The organism is Saccharothrix espanaensis DSM 44229, assembly GCF_000328705.1.
Taxonomy (GTDB): Bacteria; Actinomycetota; Actinomycetes; order Mycobacteriales; family Pseudonocardiaceae; genus Actinosynnema; species Actinosynnema espanaense.
On record NC_019673.1, the window covers coordinates 3,470,800 to 3,496,036 of the forward strand.

Sequence of the window (25,237 nt, forward strand, 5' to 3'; positions counted from 1 at the left end):
CGCCGACCATGACCGCCGACCTGGCAACCGTCGACCTCGCCGACCCGCAGACGTTCCTCGACGTCGACCTCACCGCGCTGTGGCAGCACCTGCGCGCGGAGAGCCCCGTGCACTGGAACGAGCCGCGCGGCGACCAGCCCGGCTTCTGGGTGGTGACCCGCCACGCCGACTGCGTCGCCGCCTACAAGGACAACAAGCGGCTCACCTCCGAACGCGGCAACGTGCTGACCACGTTGTTGCAGGGCAACGACTCCGCGTCGGGCAAGATGCTGGCCGTCACCGACGGCGCGCGGCACCGCGAGGTGCGCAAGCTGATGCTCAAGTCGTTCTCGCCGCGGCTGCTCGAAGCGGTGGCCCAGCAGGTGCGCGCGCGGACCTTCAGCCTGCTGGAGGAGGTCATCGCGCGCGGCGAGTGCGATTTCGCCACCGACGTCGCCGACCACATCCCGATCAACACCATCGGCGACCTGATGGACGTGCCCACCGCCGACCGGCCCCGGCTGGTCGACTGGAACAACCGCACGCTGAGCAGGATGAGCTCCGCCGACTCCGAGATGGACGAGTGGCTGGCGCGCAACGAGATCCTGCTCTACTTCACCGACCTGGCCGACCAGCGCCGCCGCACGCCCGGCGACGACGTGCTCTCCGCCCTGGCCAACGGCCTGATCGACGGCGAGCCGCTGGCCGAGGACGAGGTGGTGTTCAACTCCTACAGCCTCATCCTGGGCGCGGACGAGTCCAGCCGGATGTCGTCCATCGGCGCGATCCTCGCCCTGGCCGAGAACCCCGAGCAGTGGCGCCGGCTCAAGTCCGGCGAGGTGAGCATCGAGTCGGCCACCGAGGAGGTGCTGCGCTGGACCACGCCCGCCATGCACTTCGGCCGGCGGGCCGTGGAGGACGTGGAGCTCGGCGGCCGGACCATCCGCGACGGCGACATCGTCACGATGTGGAACAGCTCGGCGAACTTCGACGAGGACGTGTTCCCCGACCCGACCCGGTTCGACCTCGCCCGCACCCCGAACCGGCACATCGCGTTCGGCTTCGGCCCGCACTTCTGCCTGGGCGCGTTCCTGGGCCGCGCGCACGTCGGCTCGGTGCTGGAGGGCCTGCGCGACCTGGTGGCCGAGATCCGGGTGCCGGGTCCGGGCACCCGGCTGTACTCGAACTTCGTCTACGGCTACAGCAGCCTGCCGGTCGAGCTGGTGCCGGAGGCGCGCTGAGCATCACCGATCCGTCAGCGTGCGGTCAGCGCGCGCCGAAAGCATTGACCGACTGGGGCCCACCCCACCGCGAGGGTACGGAGAACCGAAGTGACGAACCCCTTTGACGACCAGGACGGCCGGTTTCTCGTGCTGGTGAACGACGAAGGCCAGCACTGCCTGTGGCCGGCGTTCGCCCGCGTGCCCGCCGGCTGGACCGTGGCACTGGAGGAGACCACGCGGGACGCGGCGCTGTCCTTCGTGGAGGACAACTGGACCGACATGCGTCCGCGCAGCCTCCGCGAGGCCCACGAGGCCACCGAGAGCAAGGCGAGCTGATGGACCTCGCGATCGAAGTCTCCGGCCTGCGCAAGACCTACGACAAGACCGAGGCGCTGCGCGGCATCGACCTGTCCGTGCGGACCGGCTCGGTGCTCGGCGTGCTCGGCCCCAACGGCGCGGGCAAGACGACCGCCGTCCGGGTGCTGGCGACCCTGCTCGTCCCGGACGGCGGCACGGCCCGGGTGGCGGGCTTCGACGTGGTGAAGCAGCCGCGCGAGGTGCGCCGCCGGATCGGCCTGGCCGGTCAGAACGCCGCCGTGGACGAGCTGCTCACCGGCCGGGAGAACCTGGTCCTGCTCGGCCGGCTGCTGCACCTGGGCGGCGCGGGCGCCCGCAAGCGCGCGGGGGAGCTGCTGGAGCGGTTCGACCTGGTCGCGGCGGGCGACCGCCCGGTGGGCACCTACTCCGGCGGGATGCGCCGCCGGCTGGACCTGGCCAGCTGCCTGGTCGGCAACCCCCAGGTGCTGTTCCTGGACGAGCCCACCACGGGCCTGGACCCGGCCAGCCGCCAGTCGCTGTGGAACACCGTGCGCGTACTCGTGGACGAGGGCGTCACCGTGCTGCTGACCACCCAGTACCTGGAGGAGGCCGACTACCTGGCCGACCAGATCGTGGTCATCGCGGCCGGCCAGGTCATCGCCGACGGCACCCCCGACGAGCTCAAGCGCAAGGTGGGCCAGGAGTGGCTGGAGGTCGCCGTCGCGCTGCCCGACCGGGTGCCCGACGCGCTGGCCGCGCTCGGCCCGCTGGCCATCGACGAACCGACCGCGGACGCCACCAGGGGTCTGGTCAAGCTGCAATTGAAAGACGGTATGGACGGCATCGCCACAGCGGCGGTCGCGCTTCGGGATGCCGGAGTGGACGTGGCGGACTTCTCGCTGCGCCGACCCACCCTGGACGACGTGTTCTTCAACCTCGTCGGACACCCGACGGAGAAGTAGGGACCACCTAGCAGGAAGGAACCGCCGTGCCCCAGCGCACCCAGAACTTCGCGGGCAGCCGCGCGCTGTCCATGAGCAGGCACCAGACCCGCGCGGGACGGCGGGGGGCGCGGGCATGAGCGACCTCCTGGTGCGCGTGGGGCACGTCGCCGCGGTCCTCGCGGTGGTCCTCGTCGCCGCCTACCTGGGCCGCCGCGCGGCCCGCGCGGCGCGGCAGCCCGAAGTGATCGGCGAGATCCTGGCGGGCATCCTGGTGGTCCCCGCGGTGCTCGCGATCGGCGGACCGGACGGGCTCGCGCGGGTGCTGCCCGGCGACGTCGTCGGCCCGCTCAAGACGCTCGGCCAGGTCGGCCTGGTGCTGTTCCTGGTCGGCGTGGCGCACGAGCTGCGGCACGGCAAGTCCGGGCTCGGCGCGAAGGCCGTGGGCTGGGTGACCGCGGGCTCGTTCGTGCCGGCGCTGCTGGCGGGCCTGGGGATGGCCGCCTGGGTGCTGCTGGCCGCCGACCCCGACCTGCGCGGCACCGCGCCCGCGCCCGCCCTGGTGCTGATGGTCGCCGTGGCGCTGAGCGTGACCGCCGTGCCGGTGCTGGCCCGGATCCTGGAAGACCGTCGGATGGTGGACAGCCCGTCGGGCAAGCTCTCGATGGCCGCCGCGGTCGTCACCGACTCCGTGGCGTGGGTGCTGCTGGTCGTCGCGGTCGGCATCTCCGGCGGCGTGCTCGTCTCGCTGGCGCTGCTCGCGGTCGGTGTCGCGGTCACCGTCGTCGGCCGGATCCTGCTGCGCGGCAAGACCCCGATGGCCGCCGCCGAGCGGTTCCCGAAGTCCACCGGCCTCGCCGTCTCCGCGCTGGCGCTGCTGCTGGCCTTCCAGTTCGAGCACTGGGGCCTGACCGCCGTGTTCGGCGCGTTCGTGGTGGGGCTGGCGCTGCCCGCCGGGCCCTGGACGACGGTGGTCCGGCCGGTGACCAACCTCGGCCGGCTGCTCGTGCCGGTGTTCTTCGTGGTGGCGGGCATGGGGGTGGCCAACGCGCCGCGCGCCGCCGTGCCGTGGGCCGCCATCCTGATCGCCCTGGCGCTCGCCGTCGTGGGCAAGATCGGCGGTGGCTACCTGGGGACGCGGCTCGCCGGGCAGGACCGGCGCACCGCGCTGACGGTGGGCGTGCTGATGAACACCCGCGGCCTGACCGAGATCGTCGTGCTCCAGGCCGGGTACAGCGCCGGACTGCTGTCCGTGCAGCTCTTCCTGGCCCTGGTCGTGATGGCCCTGGTGACCACCGCGATGACCGGCCCCCTGCTGTCCCTGATCGAACGCCGCGCGCGCGTCAGCGCCGCCGCGACCCGAGAGCTCGTTCCCGACTTGCCAGGCGGTAGGCCATGACCCAGTCGCTCCCCGTCATCCCGGTTGCCGAGTTCCGCACCCTGATGTCCCACTTCCCGACCGGCGTCGCGATCATCACCACGACGGCCCCGGACGGCGAGCCGCGCGGCATGACGGTGTCCTCGGTGTGCAGCGTCACGCTGTCGCCGCCGACCCTGCTGGTGTGCCTGCGCAACGGCAGCCCCACGCTGGAGGCGGTGCTGGGCAGCGGCACCTTCGCGGTGAACTTCCTGCACGGCGACGCCCGCCCGGTGGCCGAGCTGTTCGCCTCCGGCGCGCCGGACCGGTTCGACCTGGTCCCGTGGCGGCAGCCCGCCGGCGCGGCCGGCCCGCACCTGGTGCAGGACGCCCACGCGGTGGCCGACTGCCGGGTCAGCCGCACCGAGCCGGTCGGCGACCACACCGTGGTGTTCGGCGAGACGTTCCAGGTGGTGCGGGAACCCGGGCACCTCCCGCTGCTCTACGGCCTGCGCGAGTACCAGGTCTGGCAGGCGGACAAGTCCGCCGAGAGCCGGTAGCGCCGGAGGTCGGCCACCCGCCGCGCCACGATCGCCCCGGCGGAGCCCCCGCCGGGGCGATCGTGGCGCTAGCCTCGGTACAGTGCCGAATTTCTCGCCAGTGATGTGCAGGATCGGTCCGCCGGGCGGGGAGTTCACCCTCTGGCCGGTCGCCGCGGTCGACGGGACCTGGCTGCACCTCGACGGGACCGCCGACCAGCACGACGTGGGCAGCGCGTTGTGCGCCCTGTACTTCGCCGGCGGCGGGTCGACCGCGGGCAGCACCGACGAGGCCGTGCACGAGCTGATCGGCTTCGACACCCTGTACGCGCCCGGCGGTTTGTTGCTGCGCGACAACGGCACCAGTGTCGAACCGGGCCCGCGTTCGGAGCTGTTCGCTTGGCGCACCTGGCTGGCGGCGCTGTACCGGGCCGAGATCGATCTGGGGCCGGGGCCGTGGGTCGAGTACGTGGGCCCGGGAATGGGCGCGGAAGTGGGCGCGGAAGTGGGTCCGGAAGTGGGTCCGGAAGTGGGTCCGGACGTGGGTCCGGACGTGGTGCGCGTCTGGCCGGGGGAGGGGCGCGCCGGGCCGTACGTGGACGTGGCGCGGCAGGCCCTGCCGGGGATGCTGAGACAGGTGCAACGCGACCTGACGGGGTTCCTGGGTGCGTTGCGGACGTGGGCGGCCACCCACTCGCCGGACCAGACCGAACTGCTCGTCGCCGCGGTCGACGCGGGCCTGGAGATCACCGAACCCCTCCCGCTGTGAGCCGACCTCACCCGGCCGTGCGGCGATCGGAATTCCTTGTCGCAGAGCCACGTTCGGCCGGCTTGAATGACCGCGGCCTGGTGCCGGGACCGATCCCGGCACCGGGCCGCCACCTCACGCCATCGCGTCGCGCAGGGACTTCGGCCGCATGTCGGTCCACACCTCGTCGACGTGGGCGGAGCACTCGTCCAGCGTGCCGGTCTTGCCGTCCGCGACCCACCCCGCCGGGACCGGCTGGTGGGCCGGCCACAGCGAGTACTGGCCCTCGTCGTTGACCAGCACCTGGTAGGCGATGTCAGACCTCATCGGGAACACCCTCCTGATCGACTTTCCTGGCTGAATAGCGCCGCAAGGTCGGACTGACCGTCACGAACGCGGTAATCACGGCGATCCCCACGGCGCAGACCAGGACGGCCCGGTCCGCGGAGAAGGCTTCGGTGAGCGTCCCGCCCACCAGGGGCCCCAGCGCGCCCGCCGCGCCGACCACGACCGACAGCACCCCGCTCATCCGCCCGCGCAACTCGTCGGGCGTCAGCAGCAGCTGGTGCGTCGAGATCGTGGTGTTCGCGGTGGGCGCCAACAACGTCATGAGCGCGAACAACCCGCCCATCACGATACCGTCGGACACGAAGTAGGCGATGGGCGTCAGCAGCGTCAACGCCCAGAACACCGACGCGATCGAGATGAATGGCCCCAGCGCGCGGTGTAGCCACGGCGCGATCAACGCGCCCACCACACCACCGACACCGAGCATCGCGGCCATCACGCCGATCATCGCGGACGACACGCCGCGTGCCTCCGCCAGCACGATGACCACCAGGTAGAACGCGGTGAAGAACAGGTTCAGCACGACCGCGCACAACGCCGTGACCCGAACCTCCCGCCGCTGCCACACCCACCTCAGCCCGTCGCCCATCTCCCGGACGAAGTGCTGCCGGTTGACGACGGGTTCCCTGGGCGGCACCCGGAGAAACGCCAGCGCCACGAACGCCAGGCAGTGCGTGATCAGGTCCAGCAGGAACGGCAGCCAGCGGGTGAAGGCGAACAGCACGCCGCCCAGCGTGGTGCCGACCGTCTGGCCCAACGACGACCGCGCGGCGTTCATCGCCACCGCCGTCGCCAACTGCTCCTCCGGCACCAACCGGGGCAGGCAGGCGTCCTCGGCGGGTTCGAACAGGGCACGGGCCACGCCGAGCACCGCCGCCACCGCCGCCATGTGCAGGAAGGACGGCTCGCCCACGATCAACGCGATCACCAGCGACGCCAGCGCGACTGCCTGCGCCGCCTCGCACGCCAGCATGATCCGGCGCCGGTCCATCCGGTCGACCAGCACCCCGGCCGGCACGCCGGCGAGCAGCTGGGCGGTGGCGTCCACGGTGAGCACCAGGCCGGACGCGACCGGCGAGCCGGTGATCGCGAGCACCAGCAACGGGAAGGCGATCATCGTGGCCGAGAAGCCGACCTCGGCGACCGCCTGCCCGCCCCAGAGCAGCGTGTAGTTCCGGTTGCGCGCCAACGAGACGGTCACACCGCACCCCGGCAGTCCTCGGCGATCGCCCGCAACGCGAACCCGAAGTCGGCGACGACCCGCCGCACCACGTCCGGCGAGTGCACGTCCGGGTGGTAGTACCAGGAGAACCCGAGCCGCCCGCCGCCGGCCTCGCCGACCACGTCGATCAGGTGCTCGCCCTGGTCGGCCGGGTCGTGCTCGTGCCCGATGGACGGCAGGACGCCCCGGTAGAGCCCGGACGACTCCTCCGAGCCGGAGTCGAACTGGCCCAGGTAGTTGAACGCCACCGCCGGCACGCCACCGCCGGACACCCGGCCGTGCTGCCGCAGCGCCCCGTACCCGATCCCGTTGGCCGGCACGTCCCGCAACTGCCGCCGCACGGCCTTCACCCGCGACCGCCAGTCACCGTCGGGCACCTGTAGTTCCACCGGGAACACGGTGGTGAACCAGCCGACGGTGCGCGAGAGGTCCACGTCGTCGAACAGGTCCTCGCGGCCGTGGCCTTCGAGGTCGACCGACACCGTCGGCGACCCGGTCCACCGCGACAGCGACCACGCCAGCGCGGCCAGCAGCACGTCGTTGATCCGCGTCCGGTAGGCGGCGGGAGCGCCGCGCAGCAACGCCTCCGTGTCGCCCTCGGACAGCTCGACGGTCACCACCTCGGCGGCCGCCGACGACTTCTCCTGCTCCGGCAGCGGCTTGTCCCAGTACGCCACCTCGGCGTCGAAACCGCCTTCCTCGACGTGCGCGGCCAGCCGTTGTGCCCAAGCCTGGAACGAGGTCGTCTTGGCACCCAGGTCCCCGCCGTCGTAGGCGGTTTCGAGGTCGTCGAGCAGGATCCGCCAGGACACCCCGTCCACCACCAGGTGGTGCGCCACCAGGAGCAGCCTCGGGTGCTCGGCGTCGGCGAACAGCACCGCCTTGAACAGCGGTCCCGCGCCGATGTCGAACCCGGCGTGCACCTGGTCGGCGAACGCCTCCGGATCGTCCACATCGGACACCACGGTCAGCACGTCGACGTCCGAGACGTCGGCGTTGTCCTGCCGCCACTGCCCGTCCACCTCGGTGAACCGCATCCGCAGGGCGTCGTGCTGCGCCGGCAGCGAGTTCAGCGCCCGGCGCAGCCGGTCGACGTCCACGGCGGGGTCCAGCTCCACGAAGTGCGACTGGTTGAAGTGGTGCGGGTTGCGCCGCCCCGAGTGCAGGAACCAGTGCTGGATCGGGGTCAACGGCACCGCGCCGACCACCGCGGCCTGGTCACCGGCCGCCTCCTCCACCCGGACCACGGGCGCGAGCTGCCCGACCGTCTGGTGCTGGAACAGCTCCTTGGTGGTGAACCGGAGCCCGGCCTGCCGGGCGCGGGCGACCACCTGCATGCTCAGGATCGAATCGCCGCCCAGCGAGAAGAAGTTGTCCGCCGTGCCGACCCGCGGCACGCCGAGAACGTCCGCCCAGACCGCGGCGAGCGCCTCCTCCACCGGCCCGGCCGGCGGCACGTACCCGGCCGTCGACAGCGCCGAGAAGTCCGGCTCCGGCAGCCGCGCCCGGTCGACCTTCCCGTTGGGGCTGACCGGCATCGAGTCCACCGGCACGAACACCGACGGCACCAGGTAGTCCGGCACCGACTCGCCGAGGAAGTCGCGCAGCTTCTCCACCGCGCCGACCACGTAGGCGACCAGCCGCTTGTGGCCGCCGGCGTCGGCCCGCGCCACCACCACGGCCTCCCGCACGTCCGGGTGCCGCAGCAGCGCGGTCTCGATCTCGCCCAGCTCGATCCGGAAACCGCGGATCTTGACCTGCTCGTCGGCCCGCCCGACGAACTCCAGCTCGCCGTCGCGGCTCCAGCGCACGACGTCGCCGGTCCGGTACATCCGGCCGCCGTCGAACGGGTTCGCCACGAACCGCGACGCCGTCAACCCGGGCCGGTCGAGGTAGCCGCGCGCCAGGCCGACGCCCGCGACGTACAGCTCGCCGGGGACCCCGATCGGCACCGGCTGCAACGCCGCGTCCAGCACGTGGGTGCGGGTGCCGGGGATCGGCCGCCCGATCGGCGGCGCGCCGCCGGGCTTGAGCGCCGTGCTCCACGATGTGACCACGGTCGACTCGGTGGGCCCGTAGGCGTTGATCATCCGTCGGCCGGGGGCCCACCGCCGCACCAGGTCCGCCGAGCACGCGTCGCCGCCCACGACCAGCGTCCGGAAGTGCGGCAGCGCCACGTCCGGCAGCGTCGCCAGCGCGACCGGCGGGATCAGCGCGTGCGTCACGCGCTGCCCGGCGATCACGTCCGCCAGCTGGTCGCCCAGCAGCGGCCCCTCCGGCGGGACGACCAGCGCGGCCCCGGCGGGCAGCGCCATGCACAGCTCCAGCACCGAGGCGTCGAAGCTGGGGGAGGAGAACTGGAGCACCCGGTCGCCCGGTCGCACGTCGAGGTGCGCGATCTCGGCCGCCGAGAACGCGCCGATGCCGCGGTGGGACACCACGACGCCCTTGGGCCGGCCGGTCGAGCCGGACGTGTAGATCACGTACGCCGGGTGGTCGGCCCGGACCGCCACCCCCGGGTCGGTGTCGGGCAGGCCGGCGACGTCCACCGGGCCGTCCAGCACCAGCAGCGGGTTCGCGTCGTCGAGCATGAACGCGATCCGCTCCGCCGGGTAGGCCGGGTCCACCGGCAGGAACGCCGCGCCGGCCTTGAGCACCGCCAGTTCGGCGACCACCAGCCCGGCCGACCGGGGCAGCCGGACCGCGACGATCCGCTCCGGCCCGGCACCTTCGGCGATCAGGTGGTGTGCCAACCGGTTCGCCGCCGCGTTCAGCTCCGCGTAGGTCAACTCCCGCGCACCGGCCAGCGCCAGTGCGTCGGGCGTGCGCTCGACCTGCGCTTCGACCAAGTCGGTGAAGGAGGCGAACGGTGCCGGCTCGTCGCCGGAGCCGAACCGCTCCACCGCCGCGGCCTCCACGGCGGGCAGCACCGGCAGGCTCCACAGTGGACGGTCCGGTTCGGTGGCGATGCCGGTCAGCAGCACGCCCAGGTGCAGCGCCAACCGGGTCGCGGTCACCGCGTCGAACAGGTCGGTGTTGTACTCGATCGCACCGGCGAGCCCGCCGCCGTCCAGCTCGGTGAACTCCACCGTCACGTCGAACCCGGTGGATACCACCGGCTGGTCGACGTCGGAGGCGTCCAGACCGGCGAACCCGGCCGCCTGCGGCGCGTTCTGCAACGCCACCACGGCCTGGAACAGCGGGGTCCGGCTGGTGTCGCGGTCCGGCTGCACGGCGTCGACCACGCGCTCGAACGGCACGTCCTGGTGCGCGAAGGCGTCCAGCACGGTGCCCCGGACCTGGCCGAGGAACTCCGGGAACGACGCCGACGCGTCGATCCGGGCCCGCAGGGTCAGCGTGTTGACGAAGAACCCGACCATCCGGTCGAACTCGGGCCGTTCCCGGCCCGCCGCGACCGTGCCCAGGGCGAAGTCGTCCTGCCCGGACCAGCGGTGGAACAACACCTGGCAGGCCGCGACCAGCGTCATGAACAACGTGCTGTCGTTGCGCCGGGCGATGTCCCGCAAGGTATTCGCGACCTGCGCGGGCACCGAGAACTCCAGTTGCGCGCCCGCGTTGGTGTGCACCGGCGGGCGCGGCCGGTCGGTGGGCAGTTCGAGCGCCGGCACCCCGGCCAACTGGTCCCGCCAGTACGCCAGGTGCTCGTCGAGCGGCAGTTCCCGTTGCCACGCCGCGAAGTCCACGTACCGCACGGGCAGTTCGGGCAGCGTGCCACCGGTGTACAGCTCGGCCAGGTCGGTCACCATGACGCCGCCGGACCACCCGTCGGTGACGATGTGGTGCATGGTCAACGCGAGCACGTGCTCGTCCGGCCCGGTCCGCACCAGCGCGGGCCGGAACAGCGGGCCCGCGCCGAGGTCGAACGGCTCGATCGTCGGCAGCGCGTCGAGCACCGGCAGCCGCACCTCGTACGGCGGGTGCACCACCTGCACGGGTAGCCCGTCCACGGCGGGGAACGTCGTGCGCAGCGATTCGTGCCGCGCCACGAGCGCCGAGAGCGCGCGCTCCAGCCGTGGCACGTCGAGTTCTCCGCCCAACCGCACCGCGAACGGCGTCACGTACTCCGTGCCGCCCGGCGAGAACTGGTCGAGGAACCACAGGCGCTGCTGCGCGAACGACAGCGGGAACCCGCCCGTCGCGCGGGGGATCGGCGCGAGCGTGCCGCCGGTCAGCGCGGCGGCCAGCCCGGCGACCGTCGGGTGGTCGAACAGGGCGCGCGGCGAGAGGTCGAACGACTCCCGCAGCCTCGACGCGACCCGGATGCTCAGGATCGAATCGCCGCCCAGCGCGAAGAAGTTGTCCTCCGCACCGACCCGGGCCAACCCCAGCACGTCCGCCCAGACGCCGGCGACCAGGCGTTCGGCCTCGGTGCGCGGTGCCACGTAACCGTCACCGACGGACGCCGCGCGTTCGGGCGCGGGCAGCGCCGCCTGGTCGAGCTTGCCGTTCGCGTTGAGCGGCAACCGGTCCAGCGCCACGTACGCGGCCGGCACCATGTGCTCGGGCAGCGACCGCGCCGCGTGGTCCCGCAGTTCCGCCACCGACACCTGATCGGCGACCACGTACGCCACCAGCCGCTGGTCGCGCACCACCACGGCGACCTGCCGCACGGTCGGGAACTCCGCCAGCACCGCCTCGATCTCGCCGAGTTCGATCCGGAAGCCGCGGATCTTCACCTGGTGGTCGGCACGGCCCAGGTAGTGCAGCCGGCCGTCGACCCAGCGTGCCAGGTCGCCGGTCCGGTACATCCGGGAACCGGGCTCGCCGAACGGGTTCGCCACGAACCGCGAGGCGGTGAGCCCCGGCCGGTCGAGGTAGCCCCGGGCCAGGCCCGGTCCGGCCACGTGCAGCTCACCGGTGACACCGGGCGGAACGGGCCGCAGGTCGTCGTCGAGCACGTAGACGCGGAGGTCGGGGATGGGTTCGCCGATACTTCCGTCGGCCTCGGTGTAGGTGACGTGGACGGTGGTCTCGGTGATGCCGTACATGTTGATGAGGGCGCCGCTGCCCTGCCAGTCCTTGACCTTGTGCAGGTCGAGCGCCTCGCCGCCGAAGATCACGTAACGGGCGTCGGGCTGTTCAGGTAGCAGTTGGTAGAACGCGGAGGGGGTCTGGTTGAGCACGGTGACGCCTTCGTCGCGCATGAGCTGCGCGAACTCGGCGGGCGATCGGGAGATCTCGTACGGCACGACGACGAGTCGTCCGCCGTGCAGCAGCGGGCCCCACAGCTCCCAGACGGAGAAGTCGAAGGCGTAGCTGTGGAACAGCGTCCAGACGTCGTTCTCGCCGAACCCGAACCAGTGACTGGTCGCCGAGAACAGCCGCTCGACGTTGCTGTGCGGGATCACCACGCCCTTCGGCTTGCCGGTCGAGCCGGACGTGTAGATCACGTACGCCGGGTGTTCCGGCAGCAGCGCCGTTTCCGGTGCCGTCACGGGACGATCCGACACGTCGGGCAGGGCGTCGAGCACCACGACCGGCCGAGCGTCGGCGACCATGCCGTCGATCCGGTCCTGCGGGTATGCCGGGTCGATCGGCAGGTACGCCGCCCCCGCCTTCAGCACGGCCAGCACCGCCACGACCAGGTCGGCGCTGCGCGGCAGCACCAGCGCCACGAACCGCTCCGGGCCCGCGCCCTGCGCGATCAGGTGGTGTGCCAACCGGTTCGCGCGCTCATCCAGCTCCCGGTAGGTCACCGCGATGCCCTCATGGGTGAGTGCGACGGCGTCCGGGGTGCGGGTGGCCTGCCCGGCGAACAGGGCCGGGATGGTGGAGGACGGTGCGCTGTCCGCCTGGCCGTTCCACTCGACCAGCACCTGGTGGCGTTCCTCGTCCGACAGCCACGGCAGTTCGCCGATCGTGCGGTGCGGGTCGTCGCCGAGACCGGCCAGCAGCCGGGTCAACCGGTCGCCGAGCCGTTCGATCGTCGTGCCGTCGAACAGGCGCGGGTCGTAGGTGAGTTCGACGTGCAGCTCGTCGTCCACGTGCGCCCGGACGGTCAGCGGGAACGTCGTCGTGTCCAGCCCGTCGACCTCGCCGACCTGCGGCGCGTCGTCGGCGGCAGCCTCCACCGGGTAGTTCTCGAACGCCAGCAGGCTGTCGAACAGCGGCCCGCCGAACCAGCCCTGCACCTGGGCCAACGACACGAAGTCGAACCGCCGCGACTCGGTCTGCGTCTCCTGCAACCGGCGCAGCCACGGCAGCACGCCGTCCCGGGCGTCCACCGACACCCTGGTGGGCACGGTGTTGATGAACATGCCGACCATGTCCTCCACGCCCGGCAGCTCGGCCGGCCGGCCGGACACCGTCGTGCCGAACACGACATCGCGTTCACCGGACACCCTGGCCAGCAGCAGCGCCCACGCGCCCTGCACGAGGGTGTTCACCGTCAACCCGTTGGCCCGTGCCACGTCCGCGAGCCGCGCGGCGGGCAGGTCCAGCACGACCTGCGCGGTCGACTCGGCCCGGTGGGCGTCGGCCGGCGGACGGTCGTAGGGCAGGGGAGTGCGGTCGGTGACCCCGGCGAGCACTCCACGCCAGTGACCTTCGGCCGCGACCGGGTCCTGCGCGCCGAGCCACTCCAGGTAGTCCCGGAACGGCCGGCGCGCGACCGGCGTGCCACCCGAGTACTCCGCCAGCACCTCGCCGAACACCTGCGCGGTGCTCCAGCCGTCCAGCAGCAGGTGGTGCGACGTCCACAGCAGGTCCACCTCGTGGTCGGACACCCGCCCGATCGTCAACCGCATCAACGGCGCGCGCGTCAGGTCAAGACCCGTCCGCGCGTCGCGGGCGACCAGCTCGTCGGTAACCGGCGCGTACTCCACCGGCACGACGACATCGCGGTGAACGACCTGCAACGGCTCGTCCACCCCTTCCCACACCACGGCCGTGCGCAGGATCGGAGTGCGGTCGACCACCCGCTGCCACGCCCGCGCCAACCGCTCAGGCGAGTCCACATTGGACAGCCGGACGCGGAGCTGGTTGAAGTACGCGGTGCTGTCGTCCACCAGGCTGTGGAACACCATGCCCGCCTGCAACGGCGTCAGCGGGTAGACGTCCTCGACGTCCGGCCGGGCGATCCGGTCGACCTGGGCCTGGTCCAGCCGGGCCAGCGGGAAGTCCGACGGGGTGCGGCCCCAGGCGTCCGGCGACGCGCAGTGCGCCACGATCTCGCGCAGCGCGTCGACCATCCGGTCCGCCAGCGCCCGCACGGCGGTCTCGTCGTGCACCTCGGTGGAGTACTCCCAGTCCAGCGCGAGTTCCCCGTCCGCCACGGCGGCCGTGATGTCCAGCAGGTGCGGTCGGACCAGGTCGTCGGGCACGTCCCGGCCGTGGTCGCCGTCGCTGATCGAGCCGGACTCGAACTGCCCCAGGTAGTTGAAGCACACCCGCGGCAGCCGGCCGGTCAGACCGCGGCCGGCGTAGCGCAGCGCCTCGTAGCTCAGACCGCGGTCCGGCACGGCCCGCAGTTGCTCCTTCACGGCCTTGAGCGCCTGACCCCAGTCGACCTCGTCCCGGCCGCCGGCGGGGATCTCCAGTTCCACCGGGAACTGCGCGGTGAACCAGCCGACCGTGCGGGACAGGTCGACGTCGAAGAGCTCTTCCCGGCCGTGGCCCTCCAGGGTGACCAGGGCGTGACCGGCGAACGCCGAGGTCAACGCGGCCAGCAGCACGTCGTTGACCTGGGTCCGGTACGCCTCGGGCACCTGGTGCAGCAGGGCGTCGGTCTCGGCCTTGCCCAGCCGGACGGTCACGCTGCGCGCGCTGCCCGCCGTGGTGGGGATCGGCTCGTCGGTCCGGGTGGCCATCCAGTGCAGCAGCGACCGGTCGAACTCGCCGTCGCGGACGTGCGCGTCCAGCCGGTGCGCCCAGTCGGCGAACGCCGTCGACTTCGGCCCGAGCTCGCCGCCCCGGTAGGCGGTGGCGAGGTCGTCCAGGACGATCCGCCACGACACCGCGTCCACCACGAGGTGGTGCGCGGTCAGGAACAGCTTGCCGTCCGGGAACAGCACCGCCTGGAACAGCGGTCCCTGCCGCAGGTCCAGTCCGGCGCGGGCCAGGTGCGCCTCGGCCTCGTAGTCCACAGTGGACGCGACGCGCAGCACGTCGACCTCGGTGTCGGCGACCTGCTGCCGCCACTGCCCGTCGACCTGGGTGAACCGGGTGCGCAGCGCGTCGTGGTGGGCCACGACCTTGCCGAGCGCGGCGCGCAGCGCCGGGACGTCGACGTGGTCGAGGTCGGTGAACACCGACATGGTGAAGTGCGCCAGCGGTCCGTGCTCGGCGAAGAACCAGCGCTGGATCGGGGTGAGCGGCGCCGGCCCGGTGGGCGTCACGTGCGTCGTGCCGGTGTCGTCGGTGACCGCGAGCGCGAGGTCCGCCACGGTCTGGCGCAGGAAGATGTCCTTGGAGGTCAACTTCATCCCGGCCTGCCGCGCCCGCGACACCACCTGCATGCTCAGGATCGAGTCGCCGCCCAGCGCGAAGAAGTTGTCCCGCGCGCCGACCCGGTCGACCCCGAGCACCTCGGCCCAGATGGCGGCCAGGTCCGCCGCGATCCCGGCGGCCGGGGCGACGTACCCGGCGTCGGTGAACGTCGGCGCGGGCAGCGCCCGGCGGTCCACCTTGCCGCTGGAGGTCATCGGGATGCTCTCCAGCGACACGAAGGCCGACGGCACCAGGTAGTCCGGCAGCCGGTCCTTGAGCCAGCCGGCCGGGTCGGTCGCGGTGCCCTCCGAGAACCTGGGCCCCACGGTGTAGGCGACGAGCCGGTTGTGCCCGTTGTGCTCCCGCGCCACCACGACGGCCTGCTCGACGTCCGGGTGCTGCTGCAACGCGGCCTCGACCTCGCCCAGCTCGATCCGGAAGCCGCGGATCTTGACCTGGTCGTCGTCCCGCCCGAGGTAGTCGAGCCGGTCGCCGACCCACCGCACGCGGTCGCCGGTGCGGTACATCCGGGAACCGGGCTCGCCGAACGGGTCGGCCAGGAACCGGGAGGCGGTCAGGCCCGGCCGGTTCAGGTAGCCGCGGGCCACCTGGGCGCCGGCGAGGTAGAGCCCGCCGGGCACACCGGTCGGCGTGGGCTGGAGGTTGTCGTCCAGCACGTGCGCGACGAGGTTGTCCAGCGGCCGGCCGATCAGCGGCCGGTCGCCGACCACGGGCGTGGAGACGGCGTCGACCGCGGTTTCGGTGGGGCCGTAGAAGTTGTACGCGCGGGTGGGCGCGTCGGCCAGCTCCTGCCACAGCGAATCGGGCAGGGCTTCGCCGCCCAGCATCAGGATCTTGGGCTTGTGCTCGCCGTCGAGCAGCCCGGCGGGCAGCAGTTGCCGCACGTAGGACGGCGTCAGGTCGAGGAAGTCGATCCGGTGCTCGCGCACGTAGTCCACCAGCGCGGTGGGCTCCAGCCGCACGTCGTCGGCCAGCACGTGCAGCTCGTGCCCGTCCGCCATGAGCAGCGGACCCTCCCACGACGTGTCGAACGAGAACACCGCCGAGAGCGCCACGCGCAACGGTTCACCGGCGAAGTCGTGGCGGTGGTTGTGCAGCAGGTTCACCAGTTGCCGGTGTTCCACGACGACGCCCTTGGGCCGGCCGGTGGAGCCGGAGGTGTAGATCACGTAGGCCGCGTGGTCCGGGCGGAGGTGAACACCGGGCCGGGTGTCCGGGTAGCCGGCCAGGTCCGGCCACTCGTCGAGGACCAGGGCCGGTTCGGCGTCGCGCAACAGGAAGTCCACGCGGTCGCGCGGCAGGTCCCGGTCGATCGGCAGGTACACCGCGCCGGCCTTGTGCACGGCCAGGATCGCCACGACCACGGCGGCCGAACGCGGCAGCATCACCGCGACCGTACGTTCCGGGCCCGCGCCCTGGGCGAGGAGGTGGTGGGCCAGGCGGTTCGCCTGCGCGTCCACCTCCGCGTAGGTCAGGCGCGTGTCGTCGTGCACCAGCGCGGTCGCGTCCGGCGTGCGGGCGGCCTGGGCCTCGAACAGCGCCGGGAACGTGGTGTCCGGCACGGCTCGCCGCACGCCGTGGCCGTCCGGCTCGTCACCGAGAACCAGCGGGATCGCCGCCGTCGGCCGGTCCGGGTCGGCGGTGACCGCGTCCAGCAGCGCCACCAGGTGCCGGGCCAGCCGGTCGACGGTGCCCGCGTCGAACAGGTCGGTGCTGTACTCGACCGCGCCGAGCAGCTCGCCGTCCGCCTCGCCGAACTCGAAGGTGAGGTCGCAGGTCGCCGTGGACAGCGGCAGCGGCAGTTCGACCGCCCGCAGGCCGGGCAGCTCCGGCAGGTCGGTCCCGGCGTTCTGCACCAGGACCATCACGTCGAACAGGGCGTTGCGGCTCGGGTCGCGGTCCGGGCGGACCGCCTCCACGACCCGCTCGAACGGCACGTCCTGGTGGGCGAGCCCGTCCCGCACGGTCGTGCGGACCTCGCCCAGGAACTCGGCGAACGTCCGCTGAGTGTCCACAGTGGACCGCAGGACGACGGTGTTGACGAACAGGCCGACCACGTCGTCCAGCTCGGCCCGACCCCGGCCGGACACGGCGGTGCCGACCGCGATGTCGTCCTGCCCGGTGTAGCGGGCGAGCAGCACCTGGCAGGCCGCGACGAGCGTGGTGAACAGCGTGTCACCTTGTCGCCGCGCCAGGTCGCGCAGCGCGTCGGCGACCTCGGCCGGCACCGTGAACGAGTGCATCGCGCCCGCCCCGGTCCGCACGGCCGGACGTGGCCGGTCGGTCGGCAGTTCCAGCGGTGGCACGTCGGCCAGCCGCTCCGACCAGTAGTCGATCGGCGGATCCTGCCGCCACGCGGTGAAGTCGACGTACTGCACGGCCAACGGCGGCAGGTCGCCACCGGAGTAGAGCGCCGCGAGGTCGCGCATCAGCACACCGGTCGACCAGCCGTCGGTGATGATGTGGTGCAGGGTCAGGACGAACACGTGGTCGTCCTCGGCGACCCGCACCAGCCGCGCCCGCAGGAGCGGACCGCGCCGCAGGTCGAACGGCGTGCCGGCCTCCTGGCGCAGCACCGCCTCCCACGGGCCGTGCTCGACCGCCAGCGCGACGGCGAAGGGTGCGTTGACCACCTGCACGTCCTGGTCGAACGTGGTCCGCAGCGACTCGTGCCGGTCGATCAGGCCGCTCACCGCGCGCCGCAACGCCTCGACGTCCAGCGGTCCGTGCAGCCGCAGCGCGGTCGGCGTGACATATTCCGTGCCGCCGGGCTCGAACTGGTCGAGGAACCACAGCCGGCGCTGCGCCGGGGACTGCGGCCACGCGGCGGAGTCCCGTGCCACCGCCGGGATCGCCTCGACCGGCGACTCCCCGGAGATCGCGGTGGCCAGCCCCGCCACCGTTGGGTGCTGAAACAGCGCCCGGGGCGACAACTGCGCGCCGAAGGCCGCGCGCAGCCGTGACGTCACGTTGATGCTGAGGATGGAATCGCCGCCCAGCGCGAAGAAGTTGTCGTCCGCGCCGACCCTGGGCAGGCCCAGCACCTCGGCCCACACCTCGGCCACGGTCCGTTCCGCGTCGGTGCGCGGCGCGGTGAACCCGCCCGTGAACTCCGGTTCGGGCAGCGCGCGGCGGTCCACCTTGCCGCTGGGGGACAACGGGAAGGCGTCCAGCTCCACCACCGCCGACGGCACCAGGTAGTCCGGCAGCGCCGCACCCAGCACGGTCCGCGGGTCGCTGTGCGGAGTACCGGTGACGTAACCGATCAGCCGGTTGTCGCGCACCACGACGACGGAGTCCCGCACGCCCGGCACGGCCCGCAGCGCGGCCTCCACCTCGCCCGGCTCGATCCGGAAGCCCCGGATCTTGACCTGGTCGTCCGCCCGGCCCAGGTACTCCAGCCGCCCGTCGACCCACCGGACGCGGTCACCGGTGCGGTACATGCGCCGGCCGGCCGCGCCGAACGGGTCGGGCAGGAACCGTTGCGCGGTGAGGCCCGCGCGCCCCAGGTAGCCGCGAGCCACCTGGGCGCCGGCCACGAACAGCTCGCCGACCACACCCGGCGGCACCGGCCGCAGGTCGCCGTCGAGCACGTACGCCTGGACGTTGTGCAGCGGTCGGCCGATCATCGGCTGCCCACCGGTGATCTCGGTGGACACCGCGTCGACCGTGGTCTCGGTCGGGCCGTAGTAGTTGAAGGCCGCCACCGAGGAGTCCGCGAGGTGCCGCCACAGCGCGGCGTCGACCGCCTCGCCGCCGACGAGCACCTGGCGGACGCCGGAGTCCAGCAGCCCGGCGGTGATCAGCCGGTGCGCGTAGGACGGCGTGAGGTCGACGGTGCCGATGCCGTGCGCGGTGAGGTAGTCGACCAGCGCGGCCGGGTCGAGCCGCAGCTCGTCGTCGATGACGTGCAGTTCGCTGCCGGCGGCCAGGAACAGCAGCCCTTCCCACGACGTGTCGAACGAGAACGTGGCGGTGACGGCGAACTTGGTCGGCGCGGCCATGAGGTCGTGCCGGTTGGCGTAGAACAGGTTCGCCAGTTGGCCGTGCTCGACCACGACGCCCTTGGGCCGGCCGGTGGAGCCGGAGGTGTAGATCACGTACGCCGCGTGCTCCGGCCGCAGGGCGACCGGGGGAGCGGTGTCCGGGAACCCGGTCAGGTCGGGCAGTTCGGTGAGCACCAACGCCGGTCGGGCGTCGGCCAACAGGAAGTCGATCCGGTCGGCCGGCAGCTCCGGGTCGACCGGCAGGTAGACCGCACCGGCCTTGAGCACGGCCAGGACCGCCACGACCAGGTCGGCACCGCGCGACAGCCGCACGGCGACCGTGCGCTCCGGACCCGCGCCCGCACCGACCAGGTGGTGCGCCAGCCGGTTCGCGCGGGCGTCGAGCTGGGCGAACGTCGCGGACTCGCCGTGGAACACCAACGCGGTCGCGTCCGGCGTCCGGCGCGCTTGCTCGGCGAACACCTGCGGGTAGAGCACGTCCGGGGTGTCGAGCGCGGTCTCGTTCCACGCCACCAGGACCCGGTTCTCGTCCTGCGCCGAGAGCCACGGCAGGTCGGCGATCCGGGCGCCGGTGTCCCGGGCGATCGCCGTGACCAGGTCGCCCAGCCAGCCGGCCAGGCGTTCGGCGGTGGCCCGGTCGAACAGGTCCGGGTCGTAGCCCAGTTCGAGGTTGAGCCGGTCGGTGACCGACGCGGTGAGGGTGAGCGGCAGGGTGGTGTTGTCCACCGCGTCGATCTCGACCACCTGCGGCCCGTCACCGGCCTGGTCGAACGGGTAGTTCTCGAACACGATCACGCTGTCGAACAGCCTGGTGCCGACCCACGACTGGATCTCGGCCAGCGACGTGTGGTCGTAGCGGCGCGCTTCGCCCTGTGCCGCCTGGAGATCCCGCAGCCACGCCCCGACCTCGGCGGCCGTGTCGACCGAAACCCTGGTGGGGACGGTGTTGATGAGCATCCCGACCATGGACTCCACGCCCGGCAGCTCGGCCGGGCGGCCGGACACGGTGCTGCCGAACACGACATCGCGTTCGCCGGACACCCTGGCCAGCAACATCGCCCACGCACCCTGCACGACCGTGTTGACGGTCAGGCCCGCGCGCTGTGGCGCGTCACCGAGGTCGGCGGAGATCCGCACGGACTCGGAAGCCTCGGCCCGGTGCGCCTCGGCCGGCGACCGGTCGAAGGGCAGCGGCGTCGGGCCGTCGATGTCGGACAGCGCGGTGCGCCAGTAGGTTTCGGTGTCCTCCTGGTCGGCCAGCCAGCGCAGGTAGTCGCGGAACGGCCGGCGGGCGGGCAACCGCGCGGGCTGCCCGGTCGTGATGGCCCGGTAGTGCTCCAGCACCTCGCTGAACACCTGGCCGGTGCTCCAGCCGTCGAGGATCACGTGGTGCGACGACCAGACCAGTTCGACCCGGTCCTCCGCCAGCGGCGTGACGCGCACGGTCAGCAGCGGCGCGACCCCGAGGTCCAGTTCGCCGTCCGAGCTGAGCGTGACCTTGCGGTGCACGACCTGCACCGGCTCCGCGACACCGTCCCAGACGATGCTGCTGCGCAGGACGGGCGTCCGGTCCACGACCCGTTGCCACGCCTCGAAGAGCGCGTCCGCGTCGGAGACGCCGTCGAGCACGAGCCGCATCCGGTCGACGTACGCGCCGGGCTCGACCAGGCTGTGGAACACCATGCCCGCCTGCAACGGCGTGAGCCGGTAGACGTCCTCGACGTCCGGCCCGGCGATCCGGTCCACCTGGTCCTGGGTGAGCCGGGCCAGCGGGAAGTCCGACGGCGTGTGGCCGCCGGCGTCCGGCGACGCGCAGTGCGCCACGATCTCGCGCAGCGCGTCCAGCATCCGCTCGGCCAACCGCCGCACGGTCTCGCCGTCGTGCACGTTCGGGGAGTACTCCCAGGTCAGTTGGAGTTCCCCGTGCTCCACCAGGCCCGTGACGTCGAGCAGGTGGCTGCGGTTCTGGTCGGGGGCGAGGTCGTCGCCGGCCGCGTCCTGGCGCGCGCGGTAGAACCCGCCGTCCGCGACCTCGAACCGGCCGTGGTAGTTGAACGAGATGGGCGGCAGTCCGCCACCGACGTCCAGCGCCTCGTAGCTCAACCCTCTGTGCGGCACCGCCCGCAGGGCTTCCTTGACGGCCTTGAGCGTGCCGCCCCACTCGTCGGAGGTCGGCAGCACGACCGGGAACTGCGTGGTGAACCAGCCGACCGTGCGGGACACGTCGGCGTCGAACAGCTCTTCACGCCCGTGGCCCTCCAGGGCGACGGCGACGGCGTCACGTCCGGTCCACTCGGCCAGCACCCGCCCCAACGCGCTCAGCAGCACGTCGTTGACCTGGGTCCGGTACACCGGCGGGACCTGGTGCAGCAGGGCGTCGGTCGTCTCGCGGTCGAGCCGCACCGACACGACCTGGGCCGACTCGGCGGTGTTGGGCCCGTCGCCGTCGACCGGAAGCGCGACCGCTCCGGGAAGTGCGCGCCAGTGCGGCAAGGCGTCGTCCAACGCGCCGGACCGCACGTGCTCGGCCAACCGGTGCGCCCACTGCGTGAACGACGTCCCGACCGGCTCCAGCGCGACGCCCCGGTACGCCTTCTCCAGGTCCTCCAACAGGATTCGCCACGAGACGCCGTCCACCGCCAAGTGGTGCACGGTCAGCAGCAGCTTCGGCTGTCCGCCGGGGAAGAACACGCCGCGCAGCAACGGCCCGTCGGTGATGTCCAGGGCCTGCCGTGCGGTGACAGCCTCACTGTCTACATCGGACCCGACGGTGAGGACGTCGTCCTCGACCGGGGCCACGTCCTGCGTCCACCGGCCGTCGACCTGGCGGAACCGCAACCGCAGCGCGTCGTGGTGGGTGACGACGGTCCGCAGCGCCGCCCGCAGCACCGACTCCTCGACCTCGGGCTCCAGCTCGACCAGCAGGGTCATCGTGAAGTGCGCCAACGGCCCGTGCTCGGCGAAGAACCACCGCTGGATCGGCGTGAGCGGCGCGGGGCCGGTGAACACCCGAGCCGGTGCGGCCTCCGGGGTGTTCGCCGACACGAGCGCCAGCTCGGCGACGGTCTGGTGCCGGAACACGTCGCGCGAGGTGAGCCGGAACCCCGCCTGCCGCGCCCGCGACACCAGCTGGATGGACAGGATCGAGTCGCCGCCCAGCGTGAAGAAGTTGTCGTGCACGCCGACCCGATCCGCGCCGAGCACCTCGGCCCAGATCCGCGCCAGCTCCGCCTCGGCGGGGCTGGACGGCGCGACGAAGTCCTCGTCCCCCTTGACCTGAGGGGCGGGCAGGGCGGCCCGGTCGAGCTTCCCGTTGGGGGTCAGCGGGATCCGGTCCAGCTCCACGAACGCGGCCGGCACCTGGTAGTCCGGCAGCAGCCGGCGCAGGTGCTCGCGCAGCTCGACCGGACCGGCCGTGACGACGTAGCCGACCAGCCGGGTGTGCCCGTTGTCGGTGCGCGCGACGACCGCGGCCTCCGCCACGTCGGGGTGGCTCAGCAGCGCGGCCTCGACCTCGCCCGGCTCGATCCGGAACCCGCGGATCTTGACCTGGTCGTCGGTCCGGCCCAGGTACTCGACCTGGTCGCCGACCCACCGCACCCGGTCGCCGGTGCGGTACATGCGCGATCCCGGCGGACCGAACGGGTCGGCCAGGAACCGGGACGCGGTCAGGCCGGGCCGGTTCAGGTAGCCGCGGGCGACCTGCGCCCCGGCGACGAACAGCTCACCGGGCACGCCGACCGGCTGCGGCTGGAGGTTGGCGTCGAGCACGTACAGCGCCAGGTTGCGCAGCGGTCGGCCGATGACCGGCCGGTCGCCGGTGACCGGGGTGGAGGCCGCGTCGACGGTGGTCTCGGTAGGGCCGTAGAAGTTGTAGGCCCGGGTGGGCGCGTCGGCCAGCTCCCGCCACAGCGCCGCGCCGAGCGCCTCGCCGCCCACCATCAGGAACTTGGGCTTGTGCGGGCCGTCGAGCAGCCCGGCGGGCAGCAGCTGCTGGACGTAGGACGGCGTCAGGTCGACGTAGTCGATGCGGTGGTCCTGGACGTACCGGACCAGCGCGCCGGGCTCCAGCCGCACCTCGTCGGTGAGCACGTGCAGCTCGTGGCCGTCGGCCATGAGCACCAGGCACTCCCACGACGTGTCGAACGAGAACACCGCGGTCAACGCCACGCGCAGGTGACCGGACGCGAAGTCGTCGCGGTGGTTGTGCAGCAGGTTGGCCAGGTGGCGGTGCTCGACCACCACGCCCTTGGGCTTTCCGGTGGAGCCGGAGGTGTAGATCACGTAGGCCGCGTGGTCGGAGCGGAGCGCGACCTCGGGCGGGGTCGACGGCAGTCCGTCGGTGTCCACCGGGCCGTCGAGCACCCGCACCGCACCGGAATCGCCGATCAGGTGCGCCCTGCGCGACTCCGGCAACGACGGGTCGACCGGCAGGTACACCGCGCCGGCCGTCATCACGCCCAGGATCGCCACCACCGCGTCCACGCCGCGGGGCAACGAGATCGCCACCACCTGCTCGGGCGCGACGCCGTCCGCGACCAGCCGCCGGGCCAGCCGGTTCGCCCGTGCCTCGACCTCGGCGAAGGTGAGCCGGACGCCGTCGCAGACCACGGCGGTCGCGTCGGGCGTGCGGGCGGCCTGCGCGCGGAACAGCGCGGGGAAGGTGGTGTCCGGCACGTCCAACGCGATCCCGTGCGCGTCCGGCTCGTCACCGAGCAGCAGCGAGACCTCGGCCAGCGGCCGGCGCGGTTCGGCGACCACCCGGGCCAGCAGGATCTGCAGGTGGCGGCCGAACCGGTCGACGGTCTCCGGGTCGAACAGGTCGGTCGCGTACTCGACCAGGGCGTGGATGCCGTCGCCGGTCTCGGTGAAGTCGAGGCTCAGGTCGAAGTTGGCCCGCCGCCGGGTGAGCGGGTGCTCCGACACCGCCAGGCCGGGCAGCTCGGGCAGGTCGCCGCCCACGTTCTGCATCGCCACCATGACGTCGAACAGCGGCGAACGGCTCGGGTCGCGTCGCGCGCCGACGGCTTCCACGACCCGGTCGAACGGCACGTCGTCGTGCGCGAACGCGTCCAGCGCGTCGGTCTTGGTCGACTCCAGCAGCTCCTCGAACGTCCGCGAGGTGTCCACAGCGGACCGCACGACGACGGTGCCGACGAAGAACCCGACGAGTCCTTGCAACTCCGGGCGGGCCCGCCCGCTGGTCACCGTGCCCAGGGCGATGTCGTCCTGCCCGGTGTAGCGGGCCAGCAGGGCCTGGCACGCGGTGAGCAGCGCGGTGAACAGCGTGGTCTCGTGGTCGCGGGCCAGTTGCGCGAGTCGGCCGGCCAACCCGGCGGGCACGGTGAACTCGTGCGTCGCGCCGGCGGTGGTCCGTTCGGCGGGACGCGGCCGGTCGGTCGGCAGCTCCAGCGGCTGGACGCCGGTCAGCCGGTCGCGCCAGTACTCCACCTTCACCGGCTGCTCGCGCTGCCACACCGCGAAATCGGCGTACTGCAACACCGGCAGAGGTAAGGTCTCGCCCCGGTAGAGCGCGCCGAGCTCGGCACCCAGCAGGCCCAGCGACCAGCCGTCGACCACGATGTGGTGCGAGGTCAACAGCAGCACGTGGTCGTCGTCGGCCACCCGCACCAGGACGGCGCGGAACAGCGGCCCGTGCGCCAGGTCGAACGGCCGCTCGACCTCGGCGCGCAGTGCGCCGTCCAAGTCGTCGGCGTCCACGACGGGAACTTCCAGCCGCAGGTCGTCGTGCACGACCTGCACGGGCTGCCCGTCGACCTCGGTGAAGGTCGTGCGCAGCGACTCGTGCCGCTGCACCAGCCCGCGCAGCGCGTCGGTCAGGCGCGTCAGGTCGGGCACGCCGCGCAGCCGCAGCGCCAGGGCGCTGTTGTACTCGGTGTCACCGGGCTGGAACTGGTCGAGGAACCACAGCCGCTGCTGGCCCGGGGACAGCGGCAGCGGCCCGGTGCGCGGCACGGCGGGGATCGTCTCGGCGGGCGCGGCGTTCCCGGCCAGGCGGGAGCGCAGGCGGTCGCGCAGGTGGGCGGGAAGCGCGGAGATGCGGCTTTCCTTGGAGGTGGTCATGG

General features: G+C 72.7%; 9 protein-coding genes. 6 read left to right on the forward strand and 3 right to left on the reverse strand.

Annotated features, from left to right (window positions below):
* Window positions 1–8: 8 nt before the first annotated feature.
* From BN6_RS15810 to BN6_RS15835, 6 genes are all read left to right on the forward strand, one after another.
* Window positions 9–1,220, forward strand: a complete 1,212-nt coding sequence (locus tag BN6_RS15810; RefSeq protein WP_015100665.1) for a cytochrome P450 — start codon at window positions 9–11, stop codon at window positions 1,218–1,220.
* Window positions 1,221–1,310: 90 nt separating this feature from the next.
* The gene (locus BN6_RS15815; protein ID WP_015100666.1) at window positions 1,311–1,538 is read left to right on the forward strand and encodes an MbtH family protein; all 228 of its coding nucleotides are present in this window, start codon (window positions 1,311–1,313) and stop codon (window positions 1,536–1,538) included.
* Complete coding sequence (locus BN6_RS15820) at window positions 1,538–2,482, forward strand: daunorubicin resistance protein DrrA family ABC transporter ATP-binding protein (RefSeq protein WP_015100667.1); 945 nt, start codon at window positions 1,538–1,540, stop codon at window positions 2,480–2,482. Before BN6_RS15815 ends, BN6_RS15820 begins: the two co-directional genes overlap by 1 nt.
* A gap of 115 nt (window positions 2,483–2,597) precedes the next feature.
* Complete coding sequence (locus BN6_RS15825) at window positions 2,598–3,860, forward strand: cation:proton antiporter (protein WP_015100668.1); 1,263 nt, start codon at window positions 2,598–2,600, stop codon at window positions 3,858–3,860.
* A complete protein-coding gene (locus BN6_RS15830) occupies window positions 3,857–4,378 on the forward strand; it encodes a flavin reductase family protein (protein ID WP_015100669.1) in 522 nt (173 codons plus the stop codon). Before BN6_RS15825 ends, BN6_RS15830 begins: the two co-directional genes overlap by 4 nt.
* 100 nt (window positions 4,379–4,478) lie before the next feature.
* A complete protein-coding gene (locus tag BN6_RS15835) occupies window positions 4,479–5,126 on the forward strand; it encodes a hypothetical protein (protein ID WP_148302891.1) in 648 nt (215 codons plus the stop codon).
* 114 nt (window positions 5,127–5,240) lie between these two features.
* On the opposite strand, the gene BN6_RS15840 is transcribed toward BN6_RS15835, so the two are convergent.
* From BN6_RS15840 to BN6_RS15850, 3 genes are read right to left on the reverse strand one after another with little or no spacing between them, the layout of a single operon-like run.
* A complete protein-coding gene (locus tag BN6_RS15840; protein WP_015100671.1) occupies window positions 5,241–5,432 on the reverse strand; it encodes an MbtH family protein in 192 nt (63 codons plus the stop codon).
* Window positions 5,422–6,654: an MFS transporter gene (locus tag BN6_RS15845; protein ID WP_015100672.1), complete on the reverse strand. Its 1,233-nt coding sequence runs from the start codon at window positions 6,652–6,654 to the stop codon at window positions 5,422–5,424. Before BN6_RS15845 ends, BN6_RS15840 begins: the two co-directional genes overlap by 11 nt.
* The gene (locus BN6_RS15850; RefSeq protein ID WP_015100673.1) at window positions 6,651–25,235 is read right to left on the reverse strand and encodes a non-ribosomal peptide synthase/polyketide synthase; all 18,585 of its coding nucleotides are present in this window, start codon (window positions 25,233–25,235) and stop codon (window positions 6,651–6,653) included. The genes BN6_RS15845 and BN6_RS15850 overlap by 4 nt, the downstream gene beginning before the upstream one ends.
* Window positions 25,236–25,237: the final 2 nt, after the last annotated feature.